This is a genomic window from Nonlabens sp., assembly GCF_051251825.1.
Classification (GTDB): Bacteria; Bacteroidota; Bacteroidia; order Flavobacteriales; family Flavobacteriaceae; genus Nonlabens.
Genome location: NZ_JBPOGG010000001.1, coordinates 449,597 through 471,916, shown reverse-complemented (window position 1 = coordinate 471,916; position 22,320 = coordinate 449,597). Strand labels below are relative to the sequence as shown.

Sequence of the window (22,320 nt, the reverse complement as noted above, 5' to 3'; positions counted from 1 at the left end):
AAAACAAAAACAAGTCTGCACCATTGAATTAAAAAAGTTCAACCGCGAATTATCTTTAAATTTATTTTTCATTTTAGTTTTAATTCTATTCAAACATTTTTTGTTGGTGATGGATGCTCTCTTGATGAATGGCTTTATAAAATGCTTCTATAAACGAATCGCTCAAGCCGCCATTTGCACCTTGATCTTTCATTTGAGCAAGTGTACGTTTCCATATCTCGCTTTGCAAGATAGACACATTATCTTTCTTCTTCAAGGTCCCTATATCTTCAGCAAGTTTCATGCGCTGACTTAACAGACCTATTATTTTTGCGTCTAGATTATTAATATCTGTACGTATGTGTTCTAGATTCTCAGTCACACTAGCATCAGAGAAGTCTTTTTTTCTAATACGTAAATCCTCCATGATTTGAATCATAGTAGCTGGCGTGATTTGCTGCGCGGCATCACTCCATGCTTTCTCTGGTGTAGGATGTGTTTCCACCATCAAACCGTCAAATCTTAAATCCAACGCCGTTTGACATACATCAAAAATCATTTCGCGATTCCCGGTAATATGTGAAGGATCACAAATTAACGGTAAGTCTGGATGCATGGATTTTAAGTCAATAGGTATTTGCCACTGAGGATTATTTCTATAATCGGTTTTTCTATAAGTTGAGAAACCTCTATGAATCACACCTAGGTTTTTAATTCCTTGAGCCTGTAAACGCTCTACGGCTCCTAACCATAGAGCCAAATCTGGATTTACTGGGTTTTTTACAAGAACTACTTTATTAGTTCCGTGTAAAGCCTCAGCAATTTCTTGTACTAGAAATGGATTTACCGTAGTACGTGCTCCTAACCATAGCACATCTATATCATACTGCAACGCAATTTTCACATGCATCGCACTACCTACTTCTATGGCGATTTGAAGACCCGTTTCTTCTTTGGCACGCATGAGCCATGGTAATGCAATCGCGCCTACTCCTTCAAAACTACCTGGTCTAGTACGTGGTTTCCACACTCCAGCACGTAACATAGTGACGTCACTATCTTTAAGTGCATGAGCTGTTTCCAGCACTTGCTCTTCAGTCTCTGCACTACATGGTCCTGCAATAACTAGTGGATGCTCGAGTTGTAAGTCATCCAACCATTTTCTATTCTCTCTTGTAATTTCCATAATTGATACAAATTTAGCATAAAGGCTACTGTTCCATACATTCAGGACACTTTATCGCATAAAAAAAGTCCCGACGCAATCATCAGGACTCTATATTTTAAAAATTAAGACATAGACTACCTGAACGCTTCTAGAGAAACGTGCCAGTCCAGCCATAATCTTATTTGATTCTTCATTGAAGTTCAAAGGTAAACTAGTAATTCAGAACTCAAGCAACTGTTTTAAAATTTTTAAGAGTTGGAATCGTTTATGTATGGATGAGTTTAATTATTTCGCTTTCGCGAAAGCGTAAAAAAAATGAAAGCGTAACAAACACAAATTCTTATCTTTACCTTATGTCTATAGAAGTTCAAAAAGTATCCAAATATTACGGCAGCCAAAAAGCGCTGGACGACGTTAGTTTTTCTATAAAAAGTGACGAGATTGTAGGTTTTCTAGGCCCAAATGGTGCAGGAAAATCAACCATGATGCGCATTTTAACCACGTACCTCAACCCTACAGAAGGTAGTGCAACGGTAAACGGTCATGACATTGCAACAGCTCAAAAAGCCGTTCAAGAATCCATAGGTTACCTGCCAGAAAGCAATCCATTATATCCAGAGATGTATGTGCAAGAGTACCTAGATTTCAGTGCCGATGTGTACAAAATAAAAGATGCTAAAAACCGCATCGCCGAAGTCATAGAGGAAACTGGATTAAGTTCTCACGTAGGTAAAAAAATAAGTCAGCTTTCTAAAGGATACAAACAACGTGTAGGACTGGCAAACGCTTTACTCCACAAACCAAAAGTGCTTATTCTTGATGAGCCTACTACTGGACTAGACCCAAATCAGCTCGTGGAAATACGCCAGCTCATTAAAAAAGTAGGTGAGAATACTACCATTTTACTTTCCACACACATCATGCAAGAAGTAGAAGCGATGTGTGACCGAGTGATTATTATCAACAAAGGTAAAATTGTTGCTGACGATTACTTAAAGAATCTCAATAGCGATGCTGCTCAAGTCATAGAAGTAGAATTTGACTATAAAGTTGAACCTGAATTACTAAATCGCATTTCTAAAGTGCGTGAAGTAACAGATCTCGTTAACGAGACTGGTTTTACTTACTCTTTGAAATTTGAAACTCAAGAAGATATGCGTAGCGCTGTTTTTGACTTTGCGCATGATAATGAGTTGAAAATTCTAGCACTTAATAAAAGAAATAAAAATCTTGAAACGATGTTTCAGGAGTTGACGGATGAGAAACAGTAGGCAGTAGGCAATCCTATCCTCTAATACTACAACACTTCTTCTGGAGAAAATACTGGAATGGTAGAATGCTTAAAGTCCTTTTTATTTCTAGTGATTATTCCGTCTATTGCAGTGATTGAAGCTGCACACTGAAATTGAACGGCGTCTTCATAATCTTTTATTTTACTAACTGTTGCGTTCACAAGCATTTCTTTAGTGACTGGCACAATATTAACATCACTTAAAAATGTGGCTATTGTTTTCTTTGCATGCTTCTCATTAGTTGCTTTTTTTAAATAATAATAAGCTGTTGTAATTGCATTGTCAGATGTGTAAATACGCCAATTTTTCTTTTCAACACTTTCAAATAGTTGAATAGCATTTTCAACAAACGGTTCACGTTGCAAAAACAAATCAACTATAATATTTACATCAACAAATAAAATCATTGCATGTACTTTTCAATCCTTATGTCCCTGATTTTATCTCGATCTTTTACCGGATCTAAGTCAGATTTAATAATACCTGCCATTTTTCGATATTTACTAGGTTCTTCTGCCAGCTTGTTGTTCTCTGTCCCTACATTTTCTCTAGAAAGTCGATTGAGATAATTTTGTATCAACTCAGAAAGGCTCTGACCAGTATCTTTTGCATATTGCTTAGCCTGTTCTATGATAGCTTTTTCAATAGTGAGCGTTAACTTAGTTTTCATTACACGTGTCTTTAAACCAAAGATACGTATTAATTTAATTAATTAGAAACCCCATCTTTGCACATGCAAAAACCGCAACGTCTTTATTACCTCATTAAGCTGCAGTATCTAGGATTCCGATTTCATGGATGGCAAAAACAGCCTGACGTTCCCACTGTGGAAAAAATGGTGAAACGCACTTTGCGATTTGTTCTTGATCATCCCAATTTCAAAGTCCTTGCCGCAGGAAGAACCGACGCACGCGTTTCTGTAAATGAAACGGTGATTGAATTATTCTTAGATGATGAGGCACTAAATCTAGACACATTCTTAGCAGACTTTAATCTTAATTTGCCTAGCGACATAAGAGCACTGTCCATAGAAGAAACTACGGCTACTTTTAATGTGATACAGCATCCTAAAGAGAAAGAATACATTTACTTATTCTCTCATGGAGAAAAATTCCATCCTTTTTGTGCATCCTTAATGGTGTACATGAAAACCGAACTAGATATTCCATTAATGCGAGAAGCTGCTTTACTTTTTAAAGGCACACACGATTTCTGGTCCTACACCTATAAACCATCTGATACTACAGATACGGTGAGCACTGTGAACTCTTGTCATATAGAAATAAATACTTTATTCACCGCAAACTTTTTTCCAGAGCAGAGTTTCGTTTTTAGAGTTACAGGAATGGGCTTTAAAAGACACCAAGTGCGCTTGATGATGGGATCACTATTTGATCTAGGAATGCATAAGATTACACTTGAAGAATTCAAAGAAACGCTCGACGGAAGTAAAAAAATACATTTATCTCACATTGCACCAGCCAGTGGATTGATGCTTTATAAGATGGAATTAAAAGATTAATTCTTAATAATCAATCTGCCTTCCCAGGTCTCTTGAACGTTTACTGATGCTGGTGCGGCTTCTAAAATCACATCACCATAACTTACTATACTACCTGTGATATTTTGTTTTACATCAAGTTGCCAGTTTTGAGTTCCACGATGATATATTTGGGCGTTTTGAATCTCGAGATCCTTTGCAAGCAGTTGTCCATCACCAGAGTACCATTCTAGATATGCTATTTCCACCTGACCAGTGAGGTAAAAATTACTTAAGTTATTAGTTACTATTCTAAAACTATTCACGTCGAGATCTAGATAGAAATTCCCAGTGGTATGATAAGCATCTTCTACCTCAGCATCTTCAGATAAGAGTGTGAGTTCAGGGAAACTAAGTGTTCCTATAGATCTGGTATCTTCACCAGTACTGGATCTAATTTCTGTAAGATTAGGCGCAATGACTGTTACCGTTGTGATTCCATAATCTCTTACTAGGTTACAACCATTATTATTTACAATGATGAGTTGATTGTTCTCAATCATAACATCTATGTCATTCAATAAATTTTCACCAGTTTCAACGATTACTTTGTATTCTGGTCCTTGTTGAACCAGTAATTTTGTTCTTTCATAAACCAATACTTTATCAAAAGAACCTAGACTCAATTCCTGTCGCACTAGATCTCCAGCTGCTTGAGTGCAATTCAATCCATTCTCAGAATCACAGCTCGACAAGAGCGTGAATAGAAATAACATGGTAAATTTTAAATATGCTTTCATTGTTACAGTCTATAACCTATTCCTAAAGAAACACCTTCTGCAGCGGCGCCGTGAGATTTTAATGATAAGCTTGCAAATAAATGATCGTTTAACCTGCGTTGCAAAGCTAATCTATTATAAAAAGGCTTTTCATAATCTAGTGGTCTGTACACATAAAAGCCTATTTGTGTGATGACACTTGTCTTACCTATATGTAATTCATGTCCTGCAAATACTCCTACTCTTTGATAATTCTCATCGCCTGTGATTCCACTGTTAGGAAAACTATTTGCTTGAAAATCTCTATATCCTTTTAAAAATTCTGATATCATTAACTCAGTCCCTAAATGTAAGCTGCTTTTATAACCTATTCTCTTGTCCACATAAAATGAAAATGTATAGAATGGAAACTGCCCACTACCACGCACATCGCTTTCATTAACGCCAAATCTTGCAATTGCGTTAAAACTAAGCGCTTCTTTATAACTCGTCTTTTCCCAGTGTTTATAATCTGGAGTGTTTTTATAATTGAGATTATAATTCACACCTACGTTAAAAAGAAATGAATTAGTTGAATTATTAGGTGATTGAAAGTTTGCATTTGAATAGTGAATCAATGTAAATCCTGCCTGGACACCTATTCCTTTATATATGTTTTCTCTTCTATAATTAGTGAGCAAATAAGTCGAACTGGTTATTCTTGAACCATAAGCATTGTTGCGAGGATTAGTAACTGGATCAAATGGACGCGTCATCCATGCAAATCCTGTTCCTACACTTAATTCTAGGTTTCTCTTTAAAAAATAAAAATTGTAATGCCCATAAAGCGCATATGCTTCACCTAAGTATAGGTTCTTCATATCTTGATAGATCCCAGAAAAACCCCAATCTGGATAATTGAACTTTGATTCCCATTCTTCTTCTCCAAATGTTTTGCGATTGTAACGCAACAACACTCCATCTGGATGGTCTGTTATTAAATGAGCAATATCAGGATTATGTTCAAGAATAGCTCCGTAGAGATAGGACGCTTCAAAATTATGAACAGCGGGAAATGAATTAGAATCTGGTTGCTGTGCCAGTGACGCTTTCGCGAAAGCGAGTAAAAATAACACAACAATCCATTTATTCATCGTGCTAAAATATAAAATAGATTACTGCTCTGGAGCTAATTCGACAACGAGTCCTTCTAAATCGGTAGAAATCGCAATTTGACAACCTAGACGGCTATTATCCTTTACATGTAAAGCTTCCCATAACATAGCTTGCTCATCATCATTGCGCTCGCCTAGATCGTGATCACTTTTCACATAAACCTGGCATGTAGCACACATGGCCATCCCACCACAGACGGCTTCAACAGGCAATTCATATGCCTTGCAAACTTCCATAAGGTTCATGTTCATGTCTGTAGGTGCTTGAACGACGTGTTCTGCGCCTTCTCTATCTATAATGATTATGTTTACATCTTGTTCCATTAAGAGTCTATCTTTTTAATTACGGCTTTTTCTGCCTCTTTACGAGAACCGTCAAAACCATCTATTCCACCTACGGTTGTGTACTTAAGAACATATTTTTTATTTGGATTCATGCGTTGATATACACTCTGACACATTAGAGTTGCTTCATGAAAGCCGCAAAGAATCAATTTTAATTTACCTGGATAGGTATTTACATCACCTATGGCGTATATACCAGGAACGTTAGTTTGATAATCTAAACTATTATCTACTTTAATAGCATTTTTTTCAATCTCAAGTCCCCAGTTTGCAATAGGACCTAATTTAGGAGATAAACCAAAGAGTGGTATAAATGCATCACATTCTATCTCTTGAAAACGCTTAGCCTCATCATGAACTGTAATCGTAACAGATTCTACTTTTCCATTACCTTTTACATCAGTAACCTCAGCAGGTGTGATAAGTTTAATTTTGTCTTGAGTTACTAGATCTTGAACCTTCTCAACACTATCCAGTGCTCCACGGAATTCTGCTCGTCTATGAACGAGTGTAACTTCTTTTGCGACATCGGTTAGGAATATGGACCAATCTAGAGCACTATCTCCACCACCAGCAATCACAACCTTCTTATCGCGATATACTTCTGGATCTTTTATCATGTAAGCAACACCATGATCTTCATAGTCAGCAATCCCTTCAATAAGTGGTTTACGTGGTTCAAAGGAACCTAAGCCACCAGCTATAGCCACTGAATGTGCGTGATGCTTTGTGCCTTTATTTGTAGTAACGATAAATGTTCCGTCTTCAAGTTTCTCTATATCGTCTGCTCGTTCACCGAGTGTAAAACCTGGTTGAAACGGTTTAATTTGCTCCATCAAGTTATCTACTAGATCACCTGCGAGCACCTCTGGGAATCCAGGAATGTCATAAATAGGTTTTTTAGGGTATAACTCGCTACATTGTCCACCTGGTTGCGCAAGTGCGTCGATGATGTGGCATTTTAATTTTAATAATCCGGCTTCAAAAACGGTAAACAATCCCGTAGGACCAGCACCTATGATAAGAATATCTGTTTTAATCATAATGGTAAACTTGCAACTTTAAGACCACAAAATAGGTCCATGCAAAGGTCGTCATCAAATAGGATGAAAACAAGTAGTTGAATGGTAATTGAAAGCTAAATAAGGTGATAATTGTGCTTAAAGAGAGGCACTGCTAGAAAAAGTTTCTATAAAATGATATTTATCAGTATCAAAAAAAGAAAGGTCTCAACACGAGCTTCACTAATATTATCTGAAAACAGCCCGATCAAATAATTAAAAACCCGTGTCTTAAACGACCTATCCAAAACTAACGTCATTATAAAATAACATTGCGAATATAATAAAATTTATACCCTACAAGAACAATAGGATTATAATTTTAAAAAAATTAACGTATTAAGTCTCTGAGCGTTTGATTTTCTAGGATTTCTAGAGTATTATCTCTCACTTGAATCATCAATCTATTTACAGAACATAAATCTTCATCAATACAATCGTCACATTTTTCATAGTAATTAAGGCTTACACAAGGTAGCATTGCAATAGGTCCTTCCAGAATACGATGAACTGTTGACATGCGGACAGTGTCTGGTGACTGCATTAAGTAATAACCACCACCTTTTCCCTTACGAGATCCTAGAACACTATTCTTACGCAGTTCCAATAAAATAGCCTCTAAGAATTTATGTGGGATATTTTCAGCATCAGCAATGGTGCTTATAGACACTGGCTCCTTATCATCTAATCGTGCGAGATAAGTAAGCGCCTTAATTCCATATTTTGTTTTGCGAGATAGCATTTTCAAATGTAAGGTATTCTGTTTTTAATAAACCGACAGACGAATCACCTGTTAACATTAATTTAACAACTGTTAAAAAGAGATGTACGTAAGTCATGGAGGAAGTAAGTTCTAAAACCAACCAAAATGAAAAATATCTTTACTCTTCTCCTCTTTTATGGGGTTTTTACATCTGCTCAGGTAGGTATAGGGACAGCTACACCTGCAAACTCTTCTATTCTAGATATAACAAGTGATAATAATGACAAAGGAATATTAATTCCTCGTGTTGAAATAGATGACCTTAATACTCAAGCTCCTATTACAGGAACCATGGTAGAGAGTTTACTTGTTTACAATGAAAGCACCACAACAGGTAAGGGATTCTTTTATTGGGACTCTTCTAAATGGGTACCATTTACGGGAACAAGTAATTCCACCTTTGATCCAGATTCTTTTTGGAAAACCACTGGTAATATGGGGACCACTGCGGGAACAACTGCAGGAAAACATTTTTTAGGAACTTGGGATAATCAAGACTTAATAATTGCTACAAATACAACAGAAAAACTACGTGTCTCAACTAACGGTAATGTAGGAATAGGTGAGATGAATCCAACTAAAATTCTTCACCTAAACACTGACTCTGATGGTGACGGATTGCGAATAGAAGGAACGTCCACTCATGCTGATCTAACGATTACAAATAAAATTATAGATCTAAATAATCAACAGAATGACGGTATCACCTCGTTTTCATTTTCGAATAGCACAGTTCTGGAATTAGATAATAATCAGATGTTTCCACGTAATAACTCTATAGATAATGTAAACAATGATGGATTTGATTTAGGAATATTTAATAGACATTTCCGTAGAGTATATACTCAAGCTATTCATACTAACGATAATAATGCAAATGGTGGTTTACGTATTAACATAGGCAGCACAGGAGGCACAAATGCAGACTATATGTTCAGTGATTTTGCACATTTTCCAGTATTAGATAATGTAAAAGATTTAGGTCGTAATGGTAACGCATGGCGCAATCTATATTACCAAGGAGCTTTTCAAACCTCTGACAGGAGAAAAAAGAAAGAAATCAAAACACTTAACCTAGGAGTCAATGAAATTCTACAAATGAAAACCTATCAATATCAATATATAAATGATCCTGAAGAACGTACTCATTATGGTTTCATGGCTCAAGATTTACAAGATCAAATCCCAGCACTAGTAAATGAAGGTACTGATGCTGAGAAATCTCTTGCAGTAAACTACACTGAGATTATTCCTATTCTAGTTAAAGCAATGCAAGAGCAGCAAAAGGAAATTGAAGAACTGAAACTACAATTACAAGAATTATCTAAAAAAACAGATTAACTACCTCAATACCATCACCGGAACCGTACGAGCGATTTTTATAATATCTGACAACAATCCGCGTGCGGTGACTTCTCTTCCAGCTCCTGCTCCTTTAATGACTAACGGGTGAGAAGCATAGGATTCTGAGTAAATTTCAAAAAATCCATCACTGCCTTGTAATTGTCCAGCTGGACTGTCTTTTTTAACTACTTGTAGTGATACGGTTAGTTTTTTATTAAGCGTATCCAGTTGACCTAAGTGTCTTAATACTTCGTCTTGCTGCAACTGCGATTTGCGTTTTTGTAAAGGCTCATCCAGCAGCTGAATACGTTCCAAAAACTGATTTAATGAAGCTGTCTGTAATTCTGGAATCACGAGATTCTCTATAGTGATGTCAGTAAATTCTAATTTTAATCCTGCTTCGCGAGCCAGAACAAGCAGTTTTCTAGCTACATCATTTCCTGATAAATCTTCTCTTGGATCTGGCTCTGTATAACCATTTTTAAGTGCATCAATGACAACGGTTGAAAAAGAAACGTCTTCTTGAGAAAAACGATTAAATATATATCCTAGCGAACCTGAAAAAACACCATTCACTGCAAAGATTTGCTCACCACTTTCATGAAGATTACAAATGGTATCTACAATAGGTAATCCTGCACCTACATTAGTCTCATACTCAAAGCAAAGTTCCTTTTCACGCAATAAATCTCGTAAGTCGTCATAGAAATCTTGAGAAAGCGTGTTGGCTATTTTATTTGCTGTAACCACATGAAATCCATGCTCCACAAGTTCTGGATAAAACTGTGAGAGCTCTTTACTCGCTGTTGCATCTACCGCTATGCGCACTTCATTGTAGATGGATGCAAAATCGTAGAAAGCATTAGGCTCTCTAGTTACCGCTTGTTGAGCAAATTGCTGTTCCCAGTTTGAAGTAACACCATCGATGGTAGTTAACACTTTACGACTGTTTGCCAGACCTACTATTTTCAATTCAATTCCATGTGATGTTTTAAAGAAACGTTCACTTTCAAGGATTTGTTTAATTAATGTGCTTCCCACATTTCCTAAACCAAATAAATATATATGTATCTTTTTCATTTCATTGTTTTTTAAACGCATGCCTTAAGTAATGCGCTAGATTCTAATTGTTGTAATTGAGCCGTAATAAGCTCCGTTACTTGTTCCTGCTCTATTAAAAAAGCATCATGACCATGAATGCTATTAATCTCATGATATTCTATATCTCTATAGTTCTTAAGCAACTGGTAGGTTTCATAATCTTCTTGAGCTGTAAAAAAACCATCGCTATCTACGGCAATTAATCTTATTCTCACATCACTATTTGCAAGAGCTTTGAGAATATTATCGTGATGATTTTTTGAGGCATTTGCGGTTGCAAGCAAATGATTTACCAGTTGATAAGACGGTAGTGTGAATCGTTTTTTCAAGGCTTTTCCATGATGGTTCAACCAGCTGTTCACTTTAAAATCTGCGTCTTTTGCTCTATTAAATTTGTGTCTTAAACTTTGAGGCGTTCTATAAAAAGTCATGGCATGCTGGCGTGCATCTTCTATGGGCTGTTTTGAATTTAGAAGAATACGTTCTTGAATATGGCAATTTGCTATAATCCAATCGGTCGCTTTCCAGTCTGACGCAATCGGAATTATGGTGCCAAATAGTTCTGGATAGGCCACTGTCATTTCCCATAATAAGCAACCACCTATACTACCACCTACTCCAGCATGTACATAACAAATTCTGAGTTGTTGCAACGCTTCCGCGAAAGCGTGTGCCACGTCTTCCAGTATCCAATCTGGATAATTGTAAATCAAATGTTCTACTTCTCCATCAAAACCGTTCCCTGGAATATCTAAAGCAACTACTGTATACCTATCGGTATCTATTGCCTTTTGAGAACCTACTATATCTGACCACCAATCGATTACCGAGGAATTTCCTGTGAGCGCATGGTTGACCAGAATAATGGGTGCCGTGTGTAACTGACACCCAAAAATCTGATAACCAACACTAATAGATTGCTTTTTACCACAACGTAATTGAAAGTCTGGTAAGTGAATATGCTTCAAAGAAGAACTCATTAAACTTGTACTTTTTTATCTACGGTAGCAAATGCTTCTTCAAGGTCTTTTTGTAAGTCTGTAATATCTTCTAATCCTACAGATAGACGAATCAAATCTTTAGTCACACCAGTACTCAATTGCGATACATCACTTAACTGCTGGTGTGTGGTACTTGCTGGGTGAATGATGAGCGACTTACTGTCACCTATATTAGCCAGTAGTGAGAATACCTTTGTGTTATCTACTACTTTTTTAGCACTTTCATATCCACCTTTTACACCAAAGGTTACGATACCGCTTTGACCTTTAGGCAGGTATTCTTGAGCAAGGTCATAGTATTTATTATCCTCAAGTCCTGGATAGTTCACCCAAGCTACTTCTTCTTTGTTCTGTAACCATTTGGCTAGTTCCAGCGCATTTTGAGAATGCTTTTCTATACGCAAATTCAAGGTTTCTAATCCTTGAATGATTTGCCATGCATTAAATGGTGAAATCGCTCCACCTAAATCGCGCAATCCTTCAATACGTACTTTGGCAATAAAGCTTGCTTCTTTCAACACCTCAGCATAGACTAAACCGTGATAACCAGCGCTAGGTTCTGTAAACTCTGGGAATTTCCCGTTAGTCCAGTCAAATTTTCCAGCATCTATGATTACACCACCTAGTGCGGTTCCATTACCGTTAATATACTTAGTCAATGAGTGAATCACGATGTCTGCTCCATGAGCAATAGGATTGAGTAAATAAGGTGTCGCAACTGTATTATCTACAATAAGCGGTACACGAGCCTGTTGTGCCTGAGCGCTTATTTTCTTTAAATCCAGTACATCTAGCTTAGGATTTCCCAGCGATTCTACAAAAATAGCTCTGGTGTTTTCTTGTAATGCATTTATAAAAGCATCATCATCGTTTGGGTCTACAAAAGTGGTCGTAATCCCAAATCTCGGTAAGGTCACTGACAGCAGATTATAAGTTCCACCATATAAAGAACTACTCGCAATGATGTGGTCACCAGCTCTTAGCAAGGTTAATAAAGTGGTAGAAATGGCACTAGTTCCAGATGCTGTTGCCACAGCTGCAATTCCTCCTTCTAGTGCAGCTAGTCGTTGCTCGAGCACATCAACAGTAGGATTATTTATTCTAGTGTAGATGTAACCAGGCTCTGCAAGTGCAAAAAGATTAGCGGCATGATCACTGTCTTTAAAGACATAAGCTGTGCTTTGGTACAAAGGTACGGCACGAGTTCCACCATTGTTGTTGAAGTCATGACCTGCATGAAGTGCGTTTGTTGAAAATTTTTGATTTGACATTTTGTTTCTTTTTAAATTAAAAATTGATTTAAGAACAAAACCAAATTGAAAAAACATCTCCTGTCCAGACCGTGAGTCTAGATAGAAAATCAAAAAAGAAACTTGTTAGTATAACCTACTTACATGTGTATCATCTTGTCCCGTAATGGGCAGAATTTAGCACCTTCTTAACGAGTGTTAAGGGTTGCTAAGGAGTCGATGGGTCTGTTCCCTCGTCCTTTCTTGATAATTTCAATATGGTTATGAACGTGAATGTAAAGATTCATAAAACTTTTTGACACTACCAAGCTTTTTTCAGAAAAACATATACAATTAAGGTGTAAAACACTTATTTACAATTACTTAAATCTAATTAAAAATTAAAGACTCATCAGGATTTCCTATTCCATAAGTTAATAAAGCTATAAGGTTGACATTTTTATGCCCTACATTTTATTACCTTTGCTGCTCAATTAAGAGGAAAGATTTGGCTGCTTGCGACCTCGTTTTCAAAAAAGAAGACACAAACGCTAAAACAGTGTACCGCGCGAGCTTACAGCCATTTTTATCTTCTATTTTTATTAATGTCGAGAGTGATTTTTTTGATCTCGCTTTCGCGAAAGCGCAATACATAAATGCCTTATTTATTTACAAGTGAATCCGTTAGTGAAGGTCATCCAGACAAGGTTGCAGACCAGATTAGTGATGCTTTATTAGATAATTTTCTAGCCTTTGACCCAGAATCCAAAGTGGCCTGTGAAACTATGGTGACCACTGGACAAGTAATTCTTGCCGGCGAGGTAAAATCCAACACTTATATAGACGCGCAACAAATTGCACGTGAAGTAGTTAACAAAATAGGCTACACAAAAGGAGCTTATCAGTTTAGTGGTGATTCTTGTGGTGTCATTTCTTTAATCCACGAGCAATCTCAAGATATTAATCAAGGTGTAGACCGTGAGAATAAGGAAGAGCAAGGCGCTGGAGATCAAGGAATGATGTTCGGTTATGCAACTGCAGAGACTGATAATTATATGCCACTTGCACTAGATATTTCTCATAAGATTCTTATCGAGCTTGCTAAGTTGCGACGTGAAATGAAGGACATCACCTATTTACGTCCAGATGCAAAATCACAGGTAACGATTGAATATAGTGATGATAACGTACCACAACGTATCGACGCTATTGTAATCTCTACACAGCATGATCCTTTTAATGAAGATGATGATGCGATGCTTGCACAGATCAAAAAAGATCTTGTGGAGATATTAATTCCGCGAGTAATTGCGCAATTACCAGCTTATGCACAGAAATTATTTAATGACAAAATCACTTATCATATTAACCCAACAGGGAAATTTGTAATAGGTGGACCACATGGAGATACTGGACTTACAGGTCGAAAAATCATCGTAGATACTTATGGTGGTAAAGGTGCTCACGGTGGTGGAGCATTCTCTGGAAAAGATCCTTCTAAAGTAGATCGCAGTGCTGCTTATGCCGCGCGTCATGTTGCTAAAAATCTCGTTGCTGCAGGACTTGCTACTGAAGTTCTCGTACAAGTTTCTTATGCCATAGGTGTGGTAGAACCTACGTCAATTCATGTAGATACGTATGGAACATCTACCGTTGATTTAACTGATGGTGAAATCTCTAGAAAAGTTGCTCAAATTTTTGACATGCGTCCAGCAGCCATTGAACGCAGATTGAAATTAAGAAATCCTATCTATTCTGAAACCGCTGCTTATGGTCACATGGGACGTGAACCACGCACTGAAACGCTGGTTTTTGAATCACCATATAATGGTAGAGTTGAAAAAACAGTTGAGTTATTTACTTGGGAAAAATTGGACTATGTGGATGAAGTGAAAAAGGCTTTTTCTTTATAGTATTTAGTATTTAGTATTTAGTATTTAGTATTTAGTATTTAGTAAAATAGCAAAACGCCTCGTGAGATTCACGAGGCGTTGTTTTTTCTATTCATAGGTGCGGACTTAAGTCTGCACATATGAATAGAAAATATAGTTTTAAAAAACCTTCTCACCAGTTTTCAAATACTTAGCCCATGCTGCAGAAAAAACATGTACTTGATTGGTTTTATTTCCATCTATATCAACAACTTCATAACCAGCATCTTTCCAAGAGAAAATGCTACCATAAAGATTGAATACTTTTTCATAGCCAGTTTTGAGTAATTCTTCTCCATAATCTTCACTACGTATTCCTACAGAGCAGTACACCACAATTGGTTTTTCTTTAGAAATATCTTTTAATAACTTCAAATCGAGCTTTTCACCTGCCCATATTGCTCCTGGCAAGTGACTGACATCATACTCTGGTTTTTTCCTGGTGTCTAGAATGATGTATTTATCATATTCCATCTTCAAGGTCTGAACGGTAATGTATGAAACGCTCATCCTATTCCATTGATGTAATAGTTCGTTAATCTCCTGAGCTTGAATGCTCATAGAAACGGATAAAAATGAAATGAATAGAATTAGTTTTTTCATTGCTTAAAACGATTGTGGTTTCCCTTGCAATAGTCGTTCCTCATCTGGTAAAATCTCCATATTATCCCATATTCCAGTTTCTAAAGTCCGCGCATATTCTTGTGGTAAGTTGTTGTTTTTCATGTAATTCACGGCTTGTTGATAGTCATATGTCAGTGGAACGTGAGTTGCCTCAAAACCGTCTGCATCATCTAGAAACATTGCCCAAGTGTGCGTTGCGCCATCATTTGCTGGCATGCCTATCACTCCTGGATTGAGCCATAATAAATGCTCATATTCATCTCTAAATGGGAGACCGCAATGACCTGCTATAATGGTATCTACTTCCAGATCTTGGTAACTTTCTATTTTCTCTGCCCAATCGCTGGATTTGAAAATGAACTGTGATACGTGATCTGCGCTTCCGTGAACTACTCCTATGGTCCTACCACCATATTCAAAGGTGATGTGATCTGGCAAGGTGTTGAAATAATCTTTTGAGTTGGTGTGTAAGTTCGCTTTCGCGAAAGCGTACCATACCTCACTAAACCCATCACAACGAGATCCTGCTGTAAAATCGCAACCACAATCTTCTTGATCATCTCGCAACTGAATTTCTACATTCCCTAAAATACTGTAAGGATTCCACTTTTGAAATGCATTTAGAGTTTCTTGAGGTTGACCGCAATATCCAATGATATCACCTGTGCAAATACAATTCTCTGGTTCAATATCGTGCTCACGAGCCAATTCCATTACTGCTTCAAGCGCCTGAAAATTGCTATAAACACCTCCAAAAAGGAGCATTTTACCACGTTTATGACCTAAATCTTTTATTTTTTGAACCATGTGGGAATTAGAAAAAGTATGAAACTAGTGATTATACCATAGAAATTAATCCATAATAATAAGGAATATTTACCAGTGGTGTGAATGAGCGATTCAGGAAAAATCTCAAAAACTAACAAAACACCAAAGACCAATCCTACAATCACAGAAAGGAAATAGCTGATTTTAGGAACATCCATTTTCCATAATAAAAAAACTGGTGTGAGTCCTATGACCATAGTTCCACTGATGGTAGTGGCACTTAAAATCTCAGCATCTAGAAAAACAGGAATAGTACCTAAAACAGCAACTACAATCATCATTACCCGACCGAAAGTTACCGTTTTTCCCAATCCTAAATCAATGGTAAGTAGTTTTGAAAAACTGGAAAACGTACTATCTAGCGTACTTGCTGCACTGGTAATCATTATGAAATTTATAATAAGTAATAGAACTACGCCTAACTTTTTGGCAACCTCAACTGCTGCCTGACCTTCTAATCCTGTTTGTTGCGCGTACACACCTACCATGCTGAATAGGACTATACAAAGCGCTCCTAATACAGCAGCCCATAAAAAGCTTTTTCTAGTAATTCTAGGCGAACTTATAAATCCACGATCTGTTAATACTGGATCGTGAAACGGATAACTGAAGCTTTGTAAAATAGCCGCAAAAAATAAATTCAGACCTAATTCCATGGACCAAGTACCGCTGGTTATCATTTCACCAGCTTGCACTTCGGGCTCAGTAAAAATGACTCCTAAAATGATGATGAGTAATATAGAAAAAAGCACCATCTGAATCACATCTGTAAATATAGAACTGCTCAATCCGCCTTTTAAAGTGTAAGCTAGTGTGAGTAATGTAAAGACAATTATGGCAGCATAATAAGCCGTAGAACCTATATCACCAAAGTAAGTTCCTATCACCATTGTATTAGACCATACTTCATTAAATAGTCTAAAGCTGATTAATATCGAAAATAGATTTACAGCACTTTTGCCAAACTTAGAACCTAAGAAATGATGAATACTTTCAAATCCACCTTGAACTCGCAACTGATAAATAATAATTCCTGCAACTGCAAATGATAAGTAATAACCAGCATAAGCAACGCCACCTACAAGTCCAAAAGCCAATCCTAAATTTGCAGCATTTGTAATACTTTTTGCAAAAATCCACGAGATGATTAAACTTCCTGTAAGCATGACCATGCTAGGTTGTTTCCCTCGATGTTCCGCCTTAAAAAACGTCGCAACATCTTTTGCATACGGCGCCAATATGAAAAAAATCACACTGCTCGCTATGATGAGTAACCATTGTATGGTTGATGTTTCTTTTAGGAATTCCACTTTTGGGATATGATTTAGACTTATAAATGCTCTTAAACTGTTCTCGACTCCGCTCGAACTGACATTTGAGCCATATTTGTTTTTCGTTTTACTTTTATTCTTAACAGATTAGTTAATCCTTCATCAATATTCTTTATTCGAGTTCAAGTTCAAGTTCGAGTTCAAATTCAAACTACTCATCCCACCACACAGGCACATTAATATCATTACCATTGGTAGCACTTGCTGCGGTATTATAATTATCGGCATTGAGTGCGGCTTCCTCTGCAGGATATGGCATTCTTACTGGAATTAAATCATTATTTAAACTAGCCGATATGTTTTTTAAAGCAGGAAAACCAGTTCTTCTATACTCAATCCATCCTTCATAACCGTTGATTACACTTGCTATCCATTTTTGAGTAATGATTTGCTCGATAGGATCATTGCCGTTTGCGCTATAAGCAGCTGTAGTTGTTAAATAATCTAAAGGCAATGCTGTATTCCAGTATGCGTGCGCTTGTGTGACTCCAGTTTCATATAAAGTTTGTGCTGGTGCTGTAATCAGTCCTTTTTCGGCAGCTTCGGCAAGTAAAAAGTTAGTTTCCCAAGCAGTCATATAGTTTGCATCTAGCATTCCTGTATTTTCTCTAAAGATCGTTCCGGCTAGTGAATAATCTGCAAGGCTTACTGATGTTGAAGAAGCGTCTATACCGTTTAGTAAGCCTTCATAATCATCTCCATTACCATTATTTCCTCGAGCTCTAAAAAGCACATCGACACGTGCATCATTTAAATTCTCTAAAACTTCTTCCATCGTTTCACTCATCACGAAATTGTTGAAATCTCCAGCTCTCAATCGCGCCATACGGAAGTTATTAGGTTCACTATCACTAAAGTTAAAAACTGCATTTTGTGTGTTATCCGTAATGTAATTTCCATCATCAAATAAAGCTTGTAAACGTGTATTTACATTTTCCTTATCTGATATTCTTACTAGAGCTTTAATTTTTAAACTGTTTGCAAATCGTACCCAAGCGTCTAAATTACCGTCATAAAGTACATCGCCTTCTAATGCGATAGATCCCGTATAAGATTGAATAGCTGCAATTCCTTGGTCTAGATTATCTAAGATTCCGCCTTCTTGCAGGTAGATATCTTCTTGCAAATCATATTTAGGTTGTACAATTCCATCTAGTCCACGGAATGCTTCACTGTATGGAACATCTCCATAGATGTCTGTAAGTGCTGCGGTCATATATGCTTTAAAAATCAAAGCTGGACCTTCATAAACTTTAAAAGCTTCACTAGATCTCGATTGATTAATAATCAATTCATTATCTCTCAAATTGCGGTAAAAAATAGGCCACGGATCTCCACCTAACTGCGGACTTTTCAACGCGTGTCTATCAAATAGATTGAAATCCAGCGCTGTCATGTGCTGCCCTAACAATCCACCAGCGACAAAGCCTTCATAAGACATTTCTTCTCCATAATTGTAAATCACTTGTCTCAACAATAAACTAGGTTGCACGGTTACTGGTGCATTTGAATTTGTATTGATTTCTTCAAAATCGTTTGTGCAGGAAGTGAATAAAATCCCAACGAACGATAACAACAAACAGTAATTAAATATATATTTCATTTTAAAATAATTAAGGTTGAAACTTAAATTTAAACTTAAGTTTAAACTTAGATTTAGAATTGTATTCCTGCTTTAATACCTATGCTTCTTGTAGAGGCGTATGACATATCTTCTACACCACTTACAAATCCTTGACCTTGCACCGCAAGCTGTTCTGGATCAAAGTGCGGAATTTCAGAGATGGCAAACAAGTTCCTACCTATTAATGAAACATTCATTTTTGCTCCATCGTCAAATAATCCAAGTGCTCCTTTATTGAGGTCGAATGAATATCCTATAGAGAACTGACGTAGCTTTAAATAACTAGCATCATAAACATTATTCTCCTCGTGATTACGGTCGTAAAATTGACGGTAATAACTCTCTGCACTTACTGCTGTGGTATTTTGAACATAAACCGGATTTGTTGCTGTTCCTGTGTTTACAACACCATCTGCCACTATTCCGGCATCAGGTCTGTTTGCTGTTTCTTCTAGCTGTCCACCTACTGCGGCTAGAGCAAGCGTTCTAGAAACTAAAATCCCACCTTGTCTCCAATCCAGTAAGAATGATGCATCCCAGTTTTTATAGGTAAAACTGTTATTGAAACCCATGGTAAAATCTGCATTATAATTTCCTAGTTTTCTTAATTCTGGATCTGCAATAAAACGTCCGTCTGGTGTGAGAATGAAATCACCTTCTTCATTGCGCTGGTAACCTGTTCCATAAAGATCTCCTATGCGTCCGCCTTCTTCTACTTGATGCCATACCGTTTGATCTTGACTATTATACACTCTAGAATAAGCAAGTGTTAAACGTCCTTCTTCTTGTGGCAACTCTTCTACAATAGCTCTGTTTGTTGCAAAGTTTACTGTAGAACTCCACTGGAAATCATCTGTACGCACTGGAATCGCGTTTAAAACAACCTCAACTCCTGTGTTTCTTACAGATCCTGCATTTACCACTTGCTGACTATAACCAGAAGAGATTCCTATAGGCAACGACAGAATTTGGTCTGATGTTACCGCATTGTAGTAAGTGAAGTCTAGATTCAAACGTTGCTTTAAGAAACGAAGATCAAATCCAAGTTCCACACTAGAAGTAGTTTCGGGTCTTAAATTCTGGTTAGGAATAAAGTCTTGATTTGTAAACGTAGGTTGTGAGTTTACTGGAGTTTGTGATAAAAAAGTTCCTTGAGTTTGATAAGGATCTGTATCATTTCCTACCTGAGCATAACTGGCTCTAATTTTTGCAAAGTCAATCGCTTTAGGTAATTCCACCACATTGCTCAATATAAAACTAGTAGATACTGATGGGTAGAAAAATGAAGTATTGTCTGCTGTAAACGGTGTTGCTAGAGCACTGGACCAGTCGTTACGAGCAGTTAGTTCTAGGTAGAGGAAGTTTTTGTATCCTGCTTTCGCGAAAGCGTATAAACTATTAATTCTCTTCTCTGAACGGAACCCGAAACTCTCGATAGGACTCGCGGCATTATTCAACGAAAAAATACCTGGCTGCGCTAAACTAGTGGTTTGCACTTGAGTGGTTGAAGCCGATTGATTCAAACGATTTCCTCCTACACTTGCGTCAAAACTGATGTCGTTGAACTTCTTTTTATAGTTCAATAAAAAGTCAGTATTGATTTCTCGATACATGACATCGTGCTCTGCATAAGCTCCATTTCTAAAACGATTTGTGGAATATGCTCTTAAGAAACGGCGCTTCTCGCTGCTATAATCCATCCCAGTTCTTATAGTTGCGGTCAACTCTGGAGTGAGTTCTTGAGTTAAAGAAACATTACCATATAAACGATCACGACCGAAGCTGTTGCGGTTCTCATTCAATATAAAATACGGATTATCAAAGAATGTATAATTAAAAGAATACTGTTGTACGCCTTCCAAACCTGGTTGCCAGTAATTTCTTAAATTATCAATGTTTAAAGATCGTGGTCCCCATGCTACTAAAGAGTAGTTCACATTTTCACTTCCATAACCGTTTGATGGTCTATTGTCAGACGCACTATTTACATAGTTGATACTCGTGCGTATGGTTGTTTTATCGCTAGGTGTAAAATTCAGCTTTGCAGCTACACTTTGTCTATCTAGATTTACTCCAGGAATAATGCTCTCACTGCGCAAGTCTGTAAAACTCAAACGGTAGTTTCCTTTTTCAAAGCCATTTGAAACCGCAATGTTATTGATAAATGTATGACCAGTTTCATAGAAGTTTTTCAAATTATCGGGATTACTATTGAAGGCTGTAGGCGTAATTGAATTACCGCTATATAAAGAAGTATCTCCACCACGTACAATCGTTCCGTCTGGCAATGTTACTGGACTGTCAAATTGGGCAATGTTAATTCCAGCGTCTAATCGCGGTCCCCAAGAATAGGTAATGTTATCATTAATTCCGCCACCTAGTCCGTCGACGTATTCAAACTGACCACTGTTTCCTTGACCGTATTGGTTTTGAAATTGTGGTAATTGAAAAGCCGTATCTACAAAGAAGCTCGTGTTGTAAGAAATACCTAATCCTTGCTGCTTGCCACCATTTTTAGTCTCTATGATTATGGCACCGTTTGATGCTCTAGTTCCATAAAGCGCTGCAGCTGCAGGACCTTTAAGAACAGACACACTTGCGATATCATCTTGATTGATTTCTCCAGCTCCATTCCCAAAATCAACTTCCTGGAATCCAGCAGCGGCTTCATTTGTGAAATTGAATACTGTATTATTATTTACTGGGGTTCCATCCACAATAAATAACGGATTATTATTTGAGAAACTAGCCTCGCCACGTATGGTGATTTTTGAAGAAGAACCTACTCCAGTCGCACCTTGCGTTACTGAAATACCAGCGATTTTACCAGCTAGATTATCTAGCAAATTAACGGCTTTAACTTCTTCTATTTGGCCTGCATCCAGCGTTTGCACCGCATATCCTAGCTCTCGTTCTTGTCTTTTTACACCTAGCGCTGTAACTATGATTTGATCCAGAGAATCGCCTTCTTCCAGCACTATATCGAGAGTTTGGGAACTTGTCACTGTTACATCTTGCGATTGATAACCTATAAATGAAAAAACGAGAGTAGCATTTTCTTGAACGGTAATGGTATAAATTCCGCCTGTAGATGTGGTGGTGCCATTACGCGTTCCTTGCTCTGCAACGTTTGCAAAGGCAACAGGTTCACCAGTAATATCGGTCACAGTTCCTGTAATTGTGTATTGTGCTGCGCCTATAAAACTACATAGGAACAACATGAGTATAGTAATTCTCTTCATGAAAAATTATAAAAGTTGAAAAAGTCCCTGAATAGGGAAAGAAA

Annotated in this window: 20 protein-coding genes and 1 riboswitch; of the genes, 4 read left to right on the top strand and 16 right to left on the bottom strand. The window is 37.2% G+C overall.

Going from position 1 to position 22,320, the window contains the following annotated elements; all coding sequences use genetic code 11:
- Positions 1 to 85: 85 nt before the first annotated feature.
- Positions 86 to 1,165, bottom strand: coding sequence for a chorismate mutase (locus tag ACSHWW_RS02000; RefSeq protein ID WP_435680727.1), 1,080 nt, complete (start codon positions 1,163 to 1,165; stop codon positions 86 to 88).
- 335 nt (positions 1,166 to 1,500) lie between these two features.
- Between ACSHWW_RS02000 and gldA the strand changes: the two genes are divergently transcribed.
- On the top strand, positions 1,501 to 2,418 hold the full coding sequence (gene gldA / locus ACSHWW_RS01995; protein ID WP_435680726.1) for a gliding motility-associated ABC transporter ATP-binding subunit GldA: 918 nt from the start codon (positions 1,501 to 1,503) through the stop codon (positions 2,416 to 2,418).
- A 26-nt stretch (positions 2,419 to 2,444) separates the two neighbouring features.
- Here the strand turns inward: gldA and ACSHWW_RS01990 are convergent, their stop codons facing one another.
- Together ACSHWW_RS01990 and ACSHWW_RS01985 are read right to left on the bottom strand one after the other, a co-directional pair.
- Positions 2,445 to 2,846: a type II toxin-antitoxin system VapC family toxin gene (locus ACSHWW_RS01990; protein ID WP_435680725.1), complete on the bottom strand. Its 402-nt coding sequence runs from the start codon at positions 2,844 to 2,846 to the stop codon at positions 2,445 to 2,447.
- Positions 2,843 to 3,109 (bottom strand): DUF6364 family protein, encoded by a 267-nt coding sequence (locus tag ACSHWW_RS01985; RefSeq protein WP_435680724.1) that lies wholly within the window; start codon positions 3,107 to 3,109, stop codon positions 2,843 to 2,845. The genes ACSHWW_RS01990 and ACSHWW_RS01985 overlap by 4 nt, the downstream gene beginning before the upstream one ends.
- Before the next feature lie 63 nt (positions 3,110 to 3,172).
- On the opposite strand from ACSHWW_RS01985, the gene ACSHWW_RS01980 reads away from it, so the two are divergent.
- The gene (locus ACSHWW_RS01980) at positions 3,173 to 3,961 is read left to right on the top strand and encodes a tRNA pseudouridine synthase A (RefSeq protein WP_435680723.1); all 789 of its coding nucleotides are present in this window, start codon (positions 3,173 to 3,175) and stop codon (positions 3,959 to 3,961) included.
- Here ACSHWW_RS01980 and ACSHWW_RS01975 read toward each other — a convergent pair.
- From ACSHWW_RS01975 to ACSHWW_RS01955, 5 genes are all read right to left on the bottom strand, one after another.
- Entirely contained in the window at positions 3,958 to 4,719 is a 762-nt protein-coding gene (locus ACSHWW_RS01975; RefSeq protein ID WP_435680722.1) for a head GIN domain-containing protein, read from the bottom strand. The two genes, ACSHWW_RS01980 and ACSHWW_RS01975, sit on opposite strands and share 4 nt — an antisense overlap.
- A 2-nt stretch (positions 4,720 to 4,721) precedes the next feature.
- Complete coding sequence (locus ACSHWW_RS01970; protein ID WP_435680721.1) at positions 4,722 to 5,831, bottom strand: acyloxyacyl hydrolase; 1,110 nt, start codon at positions 5,829 to 5,831, stop codon at positions 4,722 to 4,724.
- Positions 5,832 to 5,852: 21 nt separating this feature from the next.
- The gene (locus ACSHWW_RS01965; protein WP_435680720.1) at positions 5,853 to 6,176 is read right to left on the bottom strand and encodes a 2Fe-2S iron-sulfur cluster-binding protein; all 324 of its coding nucleotides are present in this window, start codon (positions 6,174 to 6,176) and stop codon (positions 5,853 to 5,855) included.
- Positions 6,176 to 7,240 carry an NAD(P)/FAD-dependent oxidoreductase gene (locus ACSHWW_RS01960; protein WP_435680719.1) on the bottom strand — a complete coding sequence of 355 codons (1,065 nt, stop codon included), beginning with the start codon at positions 7,238 to 7,240 and terminating at the stop codon, positions 6,176 to 6,178. The genes ACSHWW_RS01965 and ACSHWW_RS01960 overlap by 1 nt, the downstream gene beginning before the upstream one ends.
- Before the next feature lie 349 nt (positions 7,241 to 7,589).
- Positions 7,590 to 8,000: an RrF2 family transcriptional regulator gene (locus ACSHWW_RS01955; RefSeq protein ID WP_435680718.1), complete on the bottom strand. Its 411-nt coding sequence runs from the start codon at positions 7,998 to 8,000 to the stop codon at positions 7,590 to 7,592.
- Positions 8,001 to 8,126: 126 nt separating this feature from the next.
- On the opposite strand from ACSHWW_RS01955, the gene ACSHWW_RS01950 reads away from it, so the two are divergent.
- Positions 8,127 to 9,362, top strand: a complete 1,236-nt coding sequence (locus ACSHWW_RS01950) for a tail fiber domain-containing protein (RefSeq protein ID WP_435680717.1) — start codon at positions 8,127 to 8,129, stop codon at positions 9,360 to 9,362.
- Here the strand turns inward: ACSHWW_RS01950 and ACSHWW_RS01945 are convergent, their stop codons facing one another.
- Genes ACSHWW_RS01945 through ACSHWW_RS01935 form a run of 3 tightly spaced genes read right to left on the bottom strand, consistent with a single transcriptional unit; the run spans position 9,363 to position 12,738 of the window.
- Positions 9,363 to 10,445 (bottom strand): aspartate kinase, encoded by a 1,083-nt coding sequence (locus tag ACSHWW_RS01945; RefSeq protein ID WP_435680716.1) that lies wholly within the window; start codon positions 10,443 to 10,445, stop codon positions 9,363 to 9,365. It abuts the gene before it with no gap.
- 11 nt (positions 10,446 to 10,456) lie between these two features.
- Complete coding sequence (locus tag ACSHWW_RS01940; RefSeq protein ID WP_435680715.1) at positions 10,457 to 11,446, bottom strand: alpha/beta fold hydrolase; 990 nt, start codon at positions 11,444 to 11,446, stop codon at positions 10,457 to 10,459.
- Positions 11,446 to 12,738 carry an O-acetylhomoserine aminocarboxypropyltransferase/cysteine synthase family protein gene (locus ACSHWW_RS01935; protein WP_435680714.1) on the bottom strand — a complete coding sequence of 431 codons (1,293 nt, stop codon included), beginning with the start codon at positions 12,736 to 12,738 and terminating at the stop codon, positions 11,446 to 11,448. The genes ACSHWW_RS01940 and ACSHWW_RS01935 overlap by 1 nt, the downstream gene beginning before the upstream one ends.
- Before the next feature lie 127 nt (positions 12,739 to 12,865).
- Positions 12,866 to 12,970, bottom strand: a riboswitch (SAM riboswitch).
- A 382-nt stretch (positions 12,971 to 13,352) separates the two neighbouring features.
- Between ACSHWW_RS01935 and metK the strand changes: the two genes are divergently transcribed.
- Positions 13,353 to 14,609 carry a methionine adenosyltransferase gene (metK, locus tag ACSHWW_RS01930; RefSeq protein ID WP_435680713.1) on the top strand — a complete coding sequence of 419 codons (1,257 nt, stop codon included), beginning with the start codon at positions 13,353 to 13,355 and terminating at the stop codon, positions 14,607 to 14,609.
- A gap of 138 nt (positions 14,610 to 14,747) precedes the next feature.
- Here the strand turns inward: metK and ACSHWW_RS01925 are convergent, their stop codons facing one another.
- The 5 genes from ACSHWW_RS01925 to ACSHWW_RS01905 form a co-directional block, all read right to left on the bottom strand.
- Positions 14,748 to 15,230: a rhodanese-like domain-containing protein gene (locus tag ACSHWW_RS01925; RefSeq protein WP_435680712.1), complete on the bottom strand. Its 483-nt coding sequence runs from the start codon at positions 15,228 to 15,230 to the stop codon at positions 14,748 to 14,750.
- Positions 15,231 to 15,233: 3 nt separating this feature from the next.
- Positions 15,234 to 16,058, bottom strand: coding sequence for a metallophosphoesterase family protein (locus ACSHWW_RS01920; protein WP_435680711.1), 825 nt, complete (start codon positions 16,056 to 16,058; stop codon positions 15,234 to 15,236).
- Positions 16,043 to 17,389: a sodium:solute symporter family transporter gene (locus ACSHWW_RS01915; protein WP_435680710.1), complete on the bottom strand. Its 1,347-nt coding sequence runs from the start codon at positions 17,387 to 17,389 to the stop codon at positions 16,043 to 16,045. The genes ACSHWW_RS01920 and ACSHWW_RS01915 overlap by 16 nt, the downstream gene beginning before the upstream one ends.
- Positions 17,390 to 17,561: 172 nt before the next feature.
- Positions 17,562 to 19,013: a SusD/RagB family nutrient-binding outer membrane lipoprotein gene (locus tag ACSHWW_RS01910; RefSeq protein ID WP_435680709.1), complete on the bottom strand. Its 1,452-nt coding sequence runs from the start codon at positions 19,011 to 19,013 to the stop codon at positions 17,562 to 17,564.
- A gap of 53 nt (positions 19,014 to 19,066) precedes the next feature.
- The gene (locus ACSHWW_RS01905) at positions 19,067 to 22,276 is read right to left on the bottom strand and encodes a SusC/RagA family TonB-linked outer membrane protein (RefSeq protein ID WP_435680708.1); all 3,210 of its coding nucleotides are present in this window, start codon (positions 22,274 to 22,276) and stop codon (positions 19,067 to 19,069) included.
- Positions 22,277 to 22,320: the final 44 nt, after the last annotated feature.

What these genes read in the sequence shown, in the direction of transcription:
- ACSHWW_RS01975 (WP_435680722.1), bottom strand. Translation starts at nt 4,719, where the DNA reads ATGAAAGCATATTTAAAATTTACCATGTTATTTCTATTCACGCTCTTG.
- ACSHWW_RS01955 (WP_435680718.1), bottom strand. Translation starts at nt 8,000, where the DNA reads ATGCTATCTCGCAAAACAAAATATGGAATTAAGGCGCTTACTTATCTC.
- metK (WP_435680713.1), top strand. Translation starts at nt 13,353, where the DNA reads ATGCCTTATTTATTTACAAGTGAATCCGTTAGTGAAGGTCATCCAGAC.
- ACSHWW_RS01925 (WP_435680712.1), bottom strand. Translation starts at nt 15,230, where the DNA reads ATGAAAAAACTAATTCTATTCATTTCATTTTTATCCGTTTCTATGAGC.
- ACSHWW_RS02000 (WP_435680727.1), bottom strand. Translation starts at nt 1,165, where the DNA reads ATGGAAATTACAAGAGAGAATAGAAAATGGTTGGATGACTTACAACTC.
- ACSHWW_RS01950 (WP_435680717.1), top strand. Translation starts at nt 8,127, where the DNA reads ATGAAAAATATCTTTACTCTTCTCCTCTTTTATGGGGTTTTTACATCT.
- ACSHWW_RS01945 (WP_435680716.1), bottom strand. Translation starts at nt 10,445, where the DNA reads ATGAAAAAGATACATATATATTTATTTGGTTTAGGAAATGTGGGAAGC.
- ACSHWW_RS01980 (WP_435680723.1), top strand. Translation starts at nt 3,173, where the DNA reads ATGCAAAAACCGCAACGTCTTTATTACCTCATTAAGCTGCAGTATCTA.
- ACSHWW_RS01905 (WP_435680708.1), bottom strand. Translation starts at nt 22,276, where the DNA reads ATGAAGAGAATTACTATACTCATGTTGTTCCTATGTAGTTTTATAGGC.
- ACSHWW_RS01970 (WP_435680721.1), bottom strand. Translation starts at nt 5,831, where the DNA reads ATGAATAAATGGATTGTTGTGTTATTTTTACTCGCTTTCGCGAAAGCG.
- ACSHWW_RS01965 (WP_435680720.1), bottom strand. Translation starts at nt 6,176, where the DNA reads ATGGAACAAGATGTAAACATAATCATTATAGATAGAGAAGGCGCAGAA.
- gldA (WP_435680726.1), top strand. Translation starts at nt 1,501, where the DNA reads ATGTCTATAGAAGTTCAAAAAGTATCCAAATATTACGGCAGCCAAAAA.
- ACSHWW_RS01920 (WP_435680711.1), bottom strand. Translation starts at nt 16,058, where the DNA reads ATGGTTCAAAAAATAAAAGATTTAGGTCATAAACGTGGTAAAATGCTC.
- ACSHWW_RS01910 (WP_435680709.1), bottom strand. Translation starts at nt 19,013, where the DNA reads ATGAAATATATATTTAATTACTGTTTGTTGTTATCGTTCGTTGGGATT.
- ACSHWW_RS01990 (WP_435680725.1), bottom strand. Translation starts at nt 2,846, where the DNA reads ATGATTTTATTTGTTGATGTAAATATTATAGTTGATTTGTTTTTGCAA.
- ACSHWW_RS01985 (WP_435680724.1), bottom strand. Translation starts at nt 3,109, where the DNA reads ATGAAAACTAAGTTAACGCTCACTATTGAAAAAGCTATCATAGAACAG.
- ACSHWW_RS01940 (WP_435680715.1), bottom strand. Translation starts at nt 11,446, where the DNA reads ATGAGTTCTTCTTTGAAGCATATTCACTTACCAGACTTTCAATTACGT.
- ACSHWW_RS01935 (WP_435680714.1), bottom strand. Translation starts at nt 12,738, where the DNA reads ATGTCAAATCAAAAATTTTCAACAAACGCACTTCATGCAGGTCATGAC.
- ACSHWW_RS01960 (WP_435680719.1), bottom strand. Translation starts at nt 7,240, where the DNA reads ATGATTAAAACAGATATTCTTATCATAGGTGCTGGTCCTACGGGATTG.